Source organism: Niallia circulans NBRC 13626 (assembly GCF_001591585.1).
Classification (GTDB): Bacteria; Bacillota; Bacilli; order Bacillales; family Cytobacillaceae; genus Niallia; species Niallia circulans.
Genome location: NZ_BCVE01000005.1, coordinates 57,993 through 71,346, shown reverse-complemented (window position 1 = coordinate 71,346; position 13,354 = coordinate 57,993). Strand labels below are relative to the sequence as shown.

General features: G+C 35.5%; 14 protein-coding genes and 3 riboswitches. Of the genes, 10 read left to right on the top strand and 4 right to left on the bottom strand.

The features are described 5' to 3' along the window. Positions 1–87: 87 nt before the first annotated feature. Positions 88–1,089: a sensor histidine kinase gene (locus BCI01S_RS07990; protein WP_061798064.1), complete on the bottom strand. Its 1,002-nt coding sequence runs from the start codon at positions 1,087–1,089 to the stop codon at positions 88–90. After that, positions 1,086–1,775 (bottom strand): response regulator transcription factor, encoded by a 690-nt coding sequence (locus tag BCI01S_RS07985; protein WP_061798259.1) that lies wholly within the window; start codon positions 1,773–1,775, stop codon positions 1,086–1,088. Before BCI01S_RS07985 ends, BCI01S_RS07990 begins: the two co-directional genes overlap by 4 nt. Positions 1,776–1,966: 191 nt before the next feature. Between BCI01S_RS07985 and BCI01S_RS07980 the strand changes: the two genes are divergently transcribed. The 8 genes from BCI01S_RS07980 (at position 1,967) to BCI01S_RS07945 (ending at position 10,615) form a co-directional block, all read left to right on the top strand. Next, on the top strand, positions 1,967–2,152 hold the full coding sequence (locus BCI01S_RS07980) for a hypothetical protein (RefSeq protein WP_156485405.1): 186 nt from the start codon (positions 1,967–1,969) through the stop codon (positions 2,150–2,152). A gap of 282 nt (positions 2,153–2,434) precedes the next feature. Further along, a riboswitch (purine riboswitch) is annotated at positions 2,435–2,536 on the top strand. Positions 2,537–2,695: 159 nt separating this feature from the next. Further along, on the top strand, positions 2,696–3,304 hold the full coding sequence (locus BCI01S_RS07975; RefSeq protein WP_061798060.1) for a xanthine phosphoribosyltransferase: 609 nt from the start codon (positions 2,696–2,698) through the stop codon (positions 3,302–3,304). 1 nt (position 3,305) lies between these two features. Next, positions 3,306–4,613 carry a nucleobase:cation symporter-2 family protein gene (locus BCI01S_RS07970; RefSeq protein ID WP_061798058.1) on the top strand — a complete coding sequence of 436 codons (1,308 nt, stop codon included), beginning with the start codon at positions 3,306–3,308 and terminating at the stop codon, positions 4,611–4,613. Between the two features lie 385 nt (positions 4,614–4,998). Beyond that, positions 4,999–5,109, top strand: a riboswitch (SAM riboswitch). Positions 5,110–5,249: 140 nt separating this feature from the next. Next, the gene (locus BCI01S_RS07965; protein ID WP_061798057.1) at positions 5,250–6,266 is read left to right on the top strand and encodes a methionine ABC transporter ATP-binding protein; all 1,017 of its coding nucleotides are present in this window, start codon (positions 5,250–5,252) and stop codon (positions 6,264–6,266) included. After that, a complete protein-coding gene (locus BCI01S_RS07960) occupies positions 6,266–6,928 on the top strand; it encodes a methionine ABC transporter permease (RefSeq protein ID WP_047943633.1) in 663 nt (220 codons plus the stop codon). Before BCI01S_RS07965 ends, BCI01S_RS07960 begins: the two co-directional genes overlap by 1 nt. A gap of 79 nt (positions 6,929–7,007) precedes the next feature. Further along, the gene (locus BCI01S_RS07955) at positions 7,008–7,865 is read left to right on the top strand and encodes a MetQ/NlpA family ABC transporter substrate-binding protein (protein WP_061798054.1); all 858 of its coding nucleotides are present in this window, start codon (positions 7,008–7,010) and stop codon (positions 7,863–7,865) included. A gap of 12 nt (positions 7,866–7,877) precedes the next feature. After that, positions 7,878–9,086 (top strand): M20 family metallopeptidase, encoded by a 1,209-nt coding sequence (locus BCI01S_RS07950; RefSeq protein WP_047943635.1) that lies wholly within the window; start codon positions 7,878–7,880, stop codon positions 9,084–9,086. Positions 9,087–9,433: 347 nt separating this feature from the next. Continuing rightward, positions 9,434–10,615: a NupC/NupG family nucleoside CNT transporter gene (locus tag BCI01S_RS07945; RefSeq protein WP_061798048.1), complete on the top strand. Its 1,182-nt coding sequence runs from the start codon at positions 9,434–9,436 to the stop codon at positions 10,613–10,615. Positions 10,616–10,662: 47 nt separating this feature from the next. On the opposite strand, the gene BCI01S_RS07940 is transcribed toward BCI01S_RS07945, so the two are convergent. Next, entirely contained in the window at positions 10,663–11,067 is a 405-nt protein-coding gene (locus BCI01S_RS07940) for a YkvA family protein (RefSeq protein ID WP_061798045.1), read from the bottom strand. Between the two features lie 95 nt (positions 11,068–11,162). Next, a complete protein-coding gene (locus tag BCI01S_RS07935) occupies positions 11,163–11,348 on the bottom strand; it encodes a hypothetical protein (protein WP_047943638.1) in 186 nt (61 codons plus the stop codon). A gap of 66 nt (positions 11,349–11,414) precedes the next feature. Further along, positions 11,415–11,516: riboswitch (cyclic di-GMP riboswitch) on the bottom strand. 788 nt (positions 11,517–12,304) lie between these two features. Between BCI01S_RS07935 and BCI01S_RS07930 the strand changes: the two genes are divergently transcribed. After that, entirely contained in the window at positions 12,305–12,529 is a 225-nt protein-coding gene (locus tag BCI01S_RS07930; protein ID WP_156485404.1) for a hypothetical protein, read from the top strand. Positions 12,530–12,715: 186 nt separating this feature from the next. Beyond that, the gene (locus tag BCI01S_RS07925; RefSeq protein WP_053215750.1) at positions 12,716–13,222 is read left to right on the top strand and encodes a hypothetical protein; all 507 of its coding nucleotides are present in this window, start codon (positions 12,716–12,718) and stop codon (positions 13,220–13,222) included. The last annotated feature ends 132 nt before the right edge of the window (positions 13,223–13,354 follow it).

Below are 13,354 nucleotides of genomic sequence, written 5' to 3'. Positions count from 1 at the left end.
AAAAGAATTTCCTCCAATCCCTCGATTTGACGAACAAATAAAAGAAGCATGTGACATTATTGTCACGATGCCTCGAAGTCAGCATGTTTAGTTATGAATTTGATTAAATTCATTGTTCTTTGGAAAAGTAAGGATGAAGGTGGTACCTCTATTTAATTTGGAATGGACAGCAATATTGATTTTGAGTACATCTGCAATTTTCTTGGATAAATATAACCCCATTCCTGTAGCAAAATTATTTTGATGCTTGGAGGTGGAAGTAAAGCCTTTTTCAAAGATCCTTGGTAAGTCTTGCAGGCTTATTCCTATTCCATTATCGGTTATTTCTAAACAGCTATATCCGTCATTGCCATAGCTTCTTATGATAATATCTGATTCATTACTATATTTAACGGCATTACTCAATAGCTGTCTAATAATAAACGAAAGCCATTTTCCATCTGTTAATATCATCTTTTTCTGCAGTTCAATATCAAAACCGATTCCTTTTTGGATGCACCATGACTGTAATGTTTTTATTTCTTCGAAAAGAACCACTTCGAGATCAACATTTTCTATGTAGAGATCATTTTGAATAAATGAAAAACGTTTTTGGTACAGCTGTTGGTCTAAGAGATGGTGAATTCTTAACCATTCAAATGTCAAGGATGTCTTCATTTTCTGATTTTCAATAGCATCTATTAGTAAACGTAATGCTGTTAATGGCGTTTTTACTTCATGAATCCAAGAAAGCAGTTCATCCTTCTCTAGTTCAAGCTGCTGAAGATTTTGATATCTTTCTGTCTTTAACATGCTAGTTTGGGTTGTAAAGCTATCCGCGATTATTTTTTCAAAAGGTGTTTTTGCTGGCGCTAAGGATGTTAGGTCTAAATCATCTTCTCGAGCAGAAAGGCTTTTATAAAACTTAGTCTCTTTTTGATAGCGGATAAAGCAGAAAATCAGAAACAATAAGATGCTAATAAAGCTAACATATATCATTGAATAAAAAGAAATTGTCTCATCAATAATGGCCATAAATAATTGAAACAGCTGTAAAAAAAGAATAAAGAGAATCCAGCTTCTTTTTTCTATTAGAAATTGTCTGATCATAATGTATCCTCTTCAATAGCCATGTAGCCTTGTCCGACTTTTGTTTCTATATTGCTTCCGAGAGAAAGTTCATCTAGTTTTTTTCGCAAACGATTTACGTTTACTGTTAGCGTATTGTCACTAACAAAGCGTTTATCGTTCCATAGTTCATTGATAAGATCATCTCTTGATACGATTTTATTTTTTTTGTCTAATAATATTTTTAAAATGAACATTTCATTTTTCGATAGCTCGATTTCCCCATTGACAGAGGTCACTGTATTTTTCTCAAAATCAATGGTGGCACCACACCAAGTTTTCAGAGAAGATTGCTCGATGTTGTAATTATAAACCCTCCGCAAGGTTGCCTGTATTTTTGCAATTAAGACTTCAAAGTGAAATGGCTTTTGTACAAAGTCATCGGCTCCTAGCTGCATCGACATCACCATGTCGGTTGGATGATCACGAGAAGATAGGAAAATAATTGGTACATTGGAGTGGCTTCTAATCATTCGACACCAATGAAACCCATCATATTTAGGAAGCTGAATATCGATAATAACTAAATCGGGTTTCTTTTCTGTAAACTCTTGCATCACTTTATTAAAATCATGAATCCCAATCGCATCGTAAGACCATTGCTCTAAACGTTCCTTTATTGCCCGGAACAAAGTTTGATCATCTTCGATTAAAAGTATTTTAAACAGGACAATCACCACATCATAATTAGGTTATTATTCACTTCTTTATATGAATAATAAGAAGAGAACTACGATCATTATATCATTTTAATTCCTAACAAAGGGGAATATAGAAGCGAAAATTAAAAAATTGTGAATATATGGAAGATGTCTGCTGTTATAGTAAAGTGATTTTGACAGATTGGAGTGCAGCATCAGTGATTAAACATGTTGAATCTTTAGAAGAGATTATTCCCATTGTGCCAATTATTAAAGAAGCGGCAATACCAGCAAATCTTTCGATAGCCATTAGTGTTAAAGAAAATTTATCGCTTCTTTTCCTGAAGAGATTATTAATTTACATATCAAATCAAATCAGCCCTTACAGCCTGGTGAATCGTTGAGAGAGACAATTCAGCCTAAAAAACTTAAAGCCGAATCGATGGGAAAAATTGCAGCTATCGGGAAAAACAAGCAGATTCCATTGAACATACAGCCATCTTTATGGAAGAAGTTTTAAAGATGGCTAAAAAGATAAATGACTATTCTAATAAGCTAGAGAATTAGTCTTTTTTAGAGGTTATTATCCATTAACTATTCAATCGCTAAGCTGGAAACTTTCTCCTTTTAAAAAAATTTAGTTTTCATTTCCGAGAAAATCCGTTATAATCCATTATGTTGTCAAATAATCAATCGATATATACACTCGTATAATAGCAGGAATATGGCCTGCAAGTTTCTACCAGATGACCGTTAATCATCTGACTACGGGTAAGCGTATAAAATGGAGATATACTGATCTATACATAAATAGGGCAGTCTATTTTTGCTTTAAAAACACAGCCGCTTACTCATAGAGTAGCAGCTGTGTTTTTTTGTATTATGTAAGGATAGTTCGAGCATTTATTGTTATTAGCTATCCTTCAAAAAAGGAGAGAGTCTAGTTAATGGAGTTATTGAAGAAGAAAATTGAAGAAGAAGGTATTGTGTTAAGTGATCATGTTTTAAAAGTAGATTCATTCATTAATCACCAAATGGACCCTCAGCTGATGAAGGAAATTGGCCTGGAATTTGCTAGATTGTTTAAAGATGCTGGGATTACAAGAATCTTAACAATAGAGTCATCTGGTATCGCACCAGCTATAATGGCAGGTCTAGCATTAGATGTTCCGGTTATTTTTGCAAGAAAAAGAAAATCCCTTACTTTAACAAGCGATTTATATACAGCAACAGTTTATTCATTTACAAAACAAGAGTCAAATGAAATTACAGTTTCCAAAAAGTATATGCATTCAGATGATTATGTTCTCGTAATTGATGACTTTTTAGCTAATGGACAGGCTGCTTTAGGCTTAGCAAATATTGTCGAGCAGGCTGGTGCAACTGTTAGTGGAATTGGGATATTAATCGAAAAGTCATTCCAGCAAGGGGCAGATGATTTAATTGCAAAAGGCTATCGAGTAGAATCTCTAGCAAGAATTGCCTCTTTAAAGGGTGGAAAAGTAACATTTGCCGAACAGCGAATACATGATGGCATTTATGCAGGGGGATATTAAAATGGAAAAAATGTCAGTAAAAACATGGTCTATAGGTCTGCAGCATGTACTAGCAATGTATGCTGGTGCTGTGCTAGTACCTTTAATAGTTGGTGGAGCATTAAAATTAACACCTGAACAATTAACCTATCTTATATCGATTGATCTATTAACATGTGGTGTTGCTACGTTGCTGCAGGTTTGGAAAAATAAATTTTTTGGAATTGGTCTTCCTGTTATGCTTGGCTGTACATTCACTGCAGTTGGTCCAATGATTGCGATTGGAAGTAAGCATGGAATAACGGCCATTTATGGTGCAATTATTGTTTCTGGTATTATTGTTGTTCTTATCTCTTCAATCTTTAGCAAGCTTGTGAAATTTTTTCCACCAGTCGTAACTGGTTCTGTTGTTACAATAATTGGTCTTACTTTAATTCCTGTAGCATTTAATGATATGGCAGGAGGGCAGGGAAGTGCAGACTTCGGTAATATTAAAAACGTCGTACTTGCTTTTGGTGTACTTACTATCATTATATTGCTAAATAAATTTACAACTGGATTTATCAAGACAATTTCTATTCTGATTGGAATTATTATCGGAACGCTAATTGCTGCAATGATGGGAATGGTTGATTTTGCTAAAGTGGGTGAAGCTGATTGGATACATGGAATCACTCCATTTTATTTTGGAATGCCAACCTTTGATCTCACTTCCATTATCACGATGACTCTTGTTGCCATTGTGAGTTTAATTGAATCAACAGGTGTCTATTTAGCATTAGGAGATATAACTAATAAAAAGGTTTCAGAAAAAGATTTAGCAAACGGATATCGAGCAGAAGGGATAGCTTCTGTAATTGGCGGGATTTTCAATTCCTTCCCTTACACAGCTTATTCACAAAATGTTGGTTTAGTTCAATTAACAGGTGTAAAAACAAAGAATGTCATTTATGCAGCAGGAACAATTTTAGTTATTTTAGGCTTTATTCCTAAGATTGCAGCCATTACAACATTGATTCCAACAGCTGTACTTGGGGGCGCTTCGCTTGCAATGTTTGGTATGGTTGTGTCCTATGGTATTAAAATGCTAGGACAGGTGGATTTTAATAACCAAGGAAACTTACTCATTCTTGCTTGCTCGATTGGAATGGGGCTTGGTGTAACCGTTGTTCCAGATATCTTTATGAAATTTCCAGAAAGCATCCGCATCCTCTTCCAAAGCGGTATTGTTGCAGGTGGGCTAACTGCAATTATCTTAAATATTTTATTTAACATAATTCCCGGATCACGTGCCAAAACAGTACAAATGGAAGAAAAGACAGCAGCCTAAATTTGCGATGCTAAAAAACAGATAAATAAGACTTTCCGCAGTGTAATCCAAATAATAAGCATAAATCGAGAAATTACACTTTTTTATAAAAATTATTCCGATAAGTTTAATTGTATTTATTTGTTATATCAGAATATTTTTTTGTTAATGGTTATAGGAATAGATGGAGTATTGATTGAAGTCGAAGTTAAAGAAATTATATGGGTAATAAGAATAGTTTCTTATCCTATATATAAAAACGATTATCAAGTGGATGTTTTATAAGAATAATTTATTTTTATAGGAAGCATATTTGTAAATAAAAAAATGCAAAAACATAGTTGACAATTTATTTATCTAGTTTTATAGTTGTTATCAAATCTTACAAAAATTAAATAAAACATTTTTCTTATCCAGAGAGACGGAGGGACAGGCCCGAAGAAGTCTCGGCAGCGGATTTATATTAAACACCGTGCCAATTCCTGCAAATGCCAATTGTGCATTTGAAAGATGAGAAAAAGTAGTTTCTTTGTCTTATAAAGGCCCTGCTTTTTCTTTCTGGAAAGAAGAAGCAGGGCCTTTTTGCATTGACTAAAAGTCTGCTTCTTCTTGACAAGATACGTATGTTTTTAACCTAGTATAGGAGTGGAAGGGCAAATGATTGAATTTGAAAAGGTAGCCAAGACCTTTAAGCTTGGCAGTCGCGAAGTAAACGCAGTAAAGGATGTTTCTATCTCCATTGCACAAGGAGAGATTTTTGGGATTATTGGTTTTAGTGGAGCTGGAAAAAGTACTTTATTACGACTTGTGAATTTATTAGAAACACCAACAAACGGAAATATCCAAGTGCAAGGAGTAGATGTAGCCTCCCTATCACCAAAAGAGATTCGCAAGCTTCGTCGAAGAATCGGCATGATTTTTCAAAACTTTAATCTCTTTACATCTCGAACGGTAGCCGGCAACATAGCCTACCCATTAAAGCTGGCTGGTGTATCGAAAAAGGAAATAAAAGAAAGAGTGGCGGAGCTTTTACAATTTGTCGGTTTATCCGATAAAGCAGACGACTATCCTGAACAATTGTCAGGAGGACAGAAGCAGCGGGTTGGGATTGCACGTGCTCTTGCTACTTCTCCGGATATATTGATTTGTGATGAAGCAACTTCTGCGCTTGATCCAGATACAACAGGCGAAATACTGCGTTTATTAAAAAAAGTAAATAAGGATTTAGGCATTACGATTTTATTAATTACACATGAGATGCATGTTATTCAAGAAATATGTGACCGAGTGGCTGTGATGGAAAATGGCGAAGTAATAGAGAATGGATCTGTCTTTGAAGTTTTCACAAATCCCCAACACTCGACTACACAACGCTTTATTCAGTCTGTACAGCAGGATCGTCCATCTGCTTCCTTATTGGCTGAATGGAGGAATAAGGGCGGCGACAAGTTATATAGAGTAATTTTTAAAGGGGAAATTGCAAGTGATCCAGTTCTTTCAAAGGTCACAAGAAAATTTAATGTCGATGTAAATATTGTTTATGGATCTGTTCGTGAATTGCAAGAGAAGTTTTATGGGAATCTTCTAGTATCCTTTGAAGGCAGCAAGGAAAATATTAAAGCGGTTCTGCATGAATTAGAAGCATTAGTAACAGTTGAGGAGGTGCTTGTTTAATGAAGGTTGATTGGAGTACTTTTTGGCCGCGCATTGTGGAATCTACCGGAGAAACCATATTAATGGTTATTACCACTCTTATTTTAGGATCTATTTTAGGCATTACGATTGGATTACTTCTCTTTGTGACAAGGAAGGGAAATATTTTGGAAAATAAATTAGTTTTCCGTTTGCTCAATATTCTAATAAATATTATCCGCCCTATTCCATTTATTATTTTCTTAGTAGCAATCAGCCCGTTAACAAGAGCAGTTGTGGGCACAACGATTGGGACTTGGGCAGCGATATTTCCAATGACTATTGCAGCCTCATTCGGAATTGCGAGAGTAGTAGAAAATAATTTAGTCAGTATTGATCCAGGAGTTATTGAAGCTGCTAAAGCGATGGGAGCAAGCCCTTTGCAAATCATTTTTACTGTATTAATTCCCGAAGCATTAGGACCACTGATTCTAGGATTAACCTTTGTAACGATCAGCTTAATTGATTTTTCTGCGATGGCTGGTACCGTTGGCGGAGGCGGACTGGGACATGTGGCGATGACATATGGCTACCAGCGTTTTGACGGCAGTGTTATGCTTGTTACCGTCATTATACTGATTATACTTGTACAAATTGCTCAATGGATTGGAAATACATTATCACGAAAAATAATGAGACGTTAAGACAAAACTTTAACGATGGGATATTTACCGCTTTATAAGTTAAAAAATAACAAAAATTACTAATTAAGGAGATTGAGAGATGAAAAAATATTTTGCTATTTTACTATTATTAACAACTATTTGGGCACTAGCTGCCTGCGGGTCAGACAGTGCATCAGGTAAAGATAAAACAGTGAAGGTGAAAATAGGGGTAACAGGATCCGATGGAGAAGTCTGGCCGACTTTGAAGAAAAAGGCGAAAGCAGAAGGAATTGAAATCGAGCTAGTCGAGTTTTCAGACTATACTTTGCCAAACCAAGCTTTAGAGAATGGAGATATTGATATTAACTCCTTCCAGCATATTGCTTTTCTAAGTCAGTTTAATGAAGAAAACAAAACGGATTTAACGCCCATCGGAACAACAGTGATTGCTCCTATGGGAATCTATTCAGAAAAAGTGAAAGATGTAAGTGAAATAAAAGAGGGTGACAAAATTGCTATTCCAGACGATCCATCTAATCAAGCGCGCGCTTTAAAATTACTTGAATCTGCAGGATTAATTACCTTAGCTGATGACTTTGGATTATTTGGAGATCCATCTAAGATTGTAGAAAACCCAAAGAAACTTGATATCTTGCCAATTGTAGCTCAACAAACACCAAGAGTCTTACCAGATGTTGCAGCATCTGTTATCAATAATGGTGTCGCTGGTCAAGCAGGCTTTGATCCTGTTAAAGATCCCATTTATCTAGAAGATGCAGAGGATAAAAACGTATTACCATATGTAAATATCTTTGCGGCTCGTACAGAGGATGCGAATAATGAAACCTATCAGAAAATTGTTGAACTTTATCATGAAGAAGAAGTTGTAAAAGCGGTAGAAGCAGATACAAATGGTGGTTCGATTGTAGTAAATATTGCAAAAGATGAGCTGGCAAAACAATTTAAAGGACTATAAGGGGGAGAGAAAATGAGTAATACGTTATCTGGTCTTGATTTAATTAATGAATCCATTCAAACAAATAAGGATCTTTATATTGAAACGAGTCAATTAATTCATGCAAATCCTGAGATTGGCAATCAAGAATTTTTTGCAAGTAAAAGGCATGTAGATATTCTAACAAACGCGGGATTTAAAGTGGAAATTGCTGTTGCTGGACATGAAACATCTTTTTATGCAGTAAAAGACAGTGGGATATCTGGTCCAACCATTGCCTTCCTTGCTGAATATGATGCCTTGCCTGGTCTAGGGCATGCTTGTGGCCACAATATTATTGGAACAACAAGTGTTGCAGCTGGTATTGCCTTATCTCAAGTACTGTCTAAAACTGGTGGGAAAGTAGTTGTTCTTGGCACACCTGCAGAAGAGGGAGGTCCAAATGGGAGTGCAAAAGGAAGCTTTGTGAAACATGGCTATTTAAAGGATGTGGATGTCGCTTTAATGATTCATCCCTCTGGCCAAACCTCGTTGACTAGTGAAACACTTGCTGTGGATCCCTTAGATTTTCATTTTTACGGAAAAGCAGCACATGCATCCGGATCACCTGAAAAAGGGATAAACGCACTTGATGCAGTTATACAATTGTTTGTCGGCATCAATGCGCTTAGACAACAGCTGCCTGATGATATCAGAATCCATGGGATTATAACAAACGGGGGAGATGCACCGAATATCATACCAGAATATGCATCAGCACGATTCTATATACGTGCCGAAACATGGAAAAAAACAGAAGAGGTTGCAGCAAAAGTTCGTGCGATCGCTGAAGGAGCTGCGCTTGCCACTGGTGCGACTGTTAAAGTGGAAAGATTTCAAAATGAAGTGAAGGATTTTGTATTAAACCCAATTTTAGATGGAATCTTAAAAGAAGAATTAGAGGCAGTTGGAGAAACAGTTGTAACGGAAAGATCTCGCGGAAAAGGATCAACAGACGCTGGAAATATTAGCTATGAAGTTCCAACTGCGCATCCTCATATTAAAATAGGGCCAGACGACTTAATTGCCCATACGAACGAATTTCGAGAAGCCGCAAAATCACCAACTGGAGATGCCGCTCTTGTTAAAGGAGCACAAGTCCTTGCAAAAACAGGCTATCGTTTGCTTTCAGATAGTGTGCTTTTAAATCGTGTGAATAAAGCATTTGAAGCAGCGAAAAAAGAAAAAGTAAACTCCATTTAAAATAGTTATTTTTGTCACTGGAAATTTCAAAAGAATAGAGAAATGGAAAAAGCAATTTTAGGAGATGGTTCCTGAAATTGCTTTTTATCGTTTTATTTACCTGGGTGAGTATTTATAATGATATGAATTAAATATATTTAGATAATATTTAGAAAGGTTGAAATTTTATTAATTTAACTTATTCTTCAATTAAAGGATGACATTAACCCAAATATAAGGTAATATCTAAAACTGTATATCGTTTTTAATGTATTAGCAATGTTTTCTGAAGTTATATTAACTATATTAAGATAGTTTTTATGAGAAGAGGAAGGTTGTTACTGCTTCATATTTAGGAGGAATTTTCTATGTCGATTTTAGTTGGGATATTAGGTATCATCGTGACGATAGCTATTGCCTTTTTACTATCAAATGATAAAAAAAGGATTAACTTCAGAGCTATTCTCGTATTATTTGTGCTTGAATTTATTGTAGCACTAATAATGTTTAAAACTACAGTAGGACTAAAAATAGTAGAAGCTACATCTAACGGTGTCTCTAAAGTCCTTAACTATGGGTATGAAGGGGTAAATTTTGTTACTGGGGGATTAGTACCAGAAGGCGAAAGTGTTTTTTTCATTAATGTTCTTATGATCATTATTTTTACTTCTACTTTATTATCTTTGTTAACTCATATCAAAGTATTGCCACTAGCAATTAAATATATTGGTGGTGCATTGGCTAAGATTACTGGTTTATCAAAGGTTGTAACATTTAACAGCATTAACTCTATCTTTTTTGGACAATCGGAAGCACTTCTTGCGATCAAAGGGCATTTAGATACGATAAACGCAAATAAATTATTTATTGTATGTACCTCTGCTATGGGATCTGTTTCTGCATCTATTATGGGGGCATACATGGAAATGATTCCTCCCCGATATGTATTAGCAGCTATGATTTTAAATGCATTATCTGCTTTAATTATTGCGACACTTATTGCACCAATTTCAAAAGATGAAGATGAGAAAATTAACATAAAAGATGTCTCCAATACGAATTCTGTTTTTGGAGCAATCTCAGCAGGAGCTTTAGATGGTGGTCGTGTTGCCTTAATTGTTGCCGCGATGTTAGTTGCTTATGTTGGTTTACTGGCTCTAATTGACGGTTTCTTTACAAGTATTTTCGGCATCGGTTTTACCGGTATATTGGGTTATATATTTGCTCCAATTGCTTGGATAATGGGGATACCTGGCAGTGAAATAGTAACGGCTGGTTCTGTAATGGGGACGAAATTAGCTGCAAACGAATTTGTAGCAATGCTGCAATTACAACCATTACTTGGAGATCTTTCAGACAAAACAGTAGGGATTGTGTCCACTTTCCTTGTATCTTTTGCAAATTTCTCTAGTATTGGAATTATTGCCGGATCGATTCAAGCAATTAATGCCAAAAAAGCAGATATCGTTGCAAAATTCGGACTGAAAATGTTATTAGCAGCCACACTTGCATCTGTATTAACCGCTACAATCGTAGGTTTATTTCTTTAATAAATGAAAAAGGGACTGTTGCTAGTCCCTTTTTTTATAAGCAATTTCTACTTTATTTTTTTATCTATTTCAGTTGTATCGACTTTACTGCCAAACCACTCTGTGAGTTTTACTCTTGCTTTTGATTTAATATCCTCATCAATATACATAGCAACTTGGAATAATGCAAGTCCTAGTGCCCCTAAATCATCTGTATAACCTATACCAACAAGAAAATCAGGGATTAAATCAAGAGGGAGGATAAAATAACCTAATGCTCCAATAATAGTTGCTTTGACTTTTTTAGGTACATTTGGTTTTTGTAAAGTGTAATACAACAAAAGCACCGCATAAACGACAGAGGAACCTGCCTTTTTTCCAAACTTGGCAATTTTGGACCAAAATTTTTCCTCGGAATAATGCTTTCCTGCAGCAGCAAGTTCTTTTTCTAATTTTTCTTTTGATTCGGCCATTATGAAAGCTCCTTTCCTAATGGTTTTCGCGCCTATTCATATAATGATTATATGCTTTTGTGTAGTATAAGTAAAATATTTACTGTTTGCCTAGTCTATTTACCAACAAAAGTAAGGAAAATACGAAGCCATCCAAAAAAGGAAATCCATAAAGGGGTACTAATAAGCATACCGAAAAATAGTCCCTTCCCAAAATTTCCTGTTTCCGGTAAATAATAGTTTTGATCGCTTACAACGATTGATCGCTTGATTAGTATTTCATCATTATTTTTTTGTCTCATTTTCTTTTTTCCCTTCATCTAAATCGTCGAAGGTGGATTCGGTAACTGGCTGGCAAGCGTAATGAATGTCATAACTTTTGCTATCATGTAGAAAAAATCGATCTTCGTTACCCCTAAGCCCCTATAGCTTTGCGTCATCACTTTTCAATGATTTTGCCCTTTCGTCGATTAGTCAGATTATTATAGTTTAAGATTAGTACTTGCTAGTTCTAAATGCCAGTATCAAAAGGCCTATAACACCTTTATAAAGAAATTATATCAAATATTTTGTGGGAATTATAGGTTATTTATACTATATTAGACATCTGAAATTCTTTTTCTTCATACTTTCTCCATTTGCTAATTGATTGTCCATTCATTATTTTTCCTATAATAATGGGCAAAAAATAAATAGGAAAACAATAATTATCCACAAAAGCCATTAAGCAGTCATCCCATTTTTAAACAAACGTCAAGTGAAAAATATTTTTTTAGAAATAGAGAAGTTACCACGGTAAAAGAAGACAGTGGATTTCGACGTTCTTCTCCATTATTCAAGGAGTAATTTAATTGTTCTAGTTGTTTTAGTGATAAGACGTATGTCGGAAGGAGATTTAATCGATCAGTATTGCCGTGTTTTAGGATAATTTCCCGGGAAACTTGTCGCTATTTCTGTATTTACTTTTTATCGGTGCATGTGGAAGTATTATGTCAACTTTTGTTTATCCATTAAAAAGATTATTCTTTGGCTGAAGCTTCGACCTTTTTATTCTTTTAGCAGCTTTCCTTATCGGTGAATATGCCATTCATTTTGGGGTAGAGGTAGCAGCATGGCTTGCCTTAATTAGGTATTTTCGAACATTGCCCTGAATACTTTGTTAATGATGGGTTCCATTAGTCAATTCGATATAAAAGAACTGATGCCTGTTTTTAATCAGGATTTAAGGAACAGTATTGGCGAGTAGACATCATATGGCATGACTGAGATGCTGGTTTGTATGATTCTTTCGCTAGTAAGAAACGAACAGACTTGGCTCAGTTCCTCTGAAGCAGGTGGTATTTATGGTGGCATGATTGTTATGATTTGGCCAATTTTGGAAGCGTTAGTATTAACCGCAGATGTAGCAGCAAAGTATATTGTTTCTTCTATGGCAAATGGCTCGAAGTGCAAATGGATTTATTTATCCATTGTTATGAAATAATTATAATTTTCTTTTTGTGTTACCTATTTTTACAATGATGATTTTCCATTACTCATTCATTGCCTTCTGAAAGAAAAGATCATCGTCTAGTTATCATTCCTGTAGGACTTGTTTTAAAAACTGTTTACTTCACCTCAAATGGGCTATTTACATAGAGTAATATAAAAGCTCGAAAGGGGAATAATAATGTATTTTCAGCCGTTTTATTCTTATTGTGGACACCATTCTTTTCTACCTCATCATAGAATGATTAGTTCGCAAATAGGTGGAGAATCTAGAATAACCCCTCCATCGAATGGTGGAGGAACAGTTCCTCATTTGCCGCCAATCGGAGGTGGGATTTTGCCGCCGTTTCCAGGTGGAGAACAACCGCCTCCTCCAGCAGGACCTCCAGCATTTCCAGATGCACCGCAGATTGGAGATGGGACTGACTCTGGACCGCCGATATCACCACCGCCATCTTTTACACCACAATTAAATCAGTCGCAACTAAGCACTTTTACTGTTGAATCTAGTTCTATCCGACCTTGTATGTACCGCTTTACTTTTATTTGGTTAGAAAATGGCAAAGGATTTTGGTTCTATCCAACCTTTATTGGGCGTCATTCTATTGCAGGATATCGTTGGCGAATAAACCGTTGGATGTATTATGGAACAGATATTAACCGTATTCGATTTTTTCAGTGTATTTAAGCTAGCAAGGAAAGATCTCCTATGTTGATAATGAAACAGAGTTATTGTGGAATACAAAGTGGTGTAGTATGAATGATATTTAGTGTGAATGAAGAAAGTCCAATGTAGAAACTATAAAGGGAGCAGAGGGAA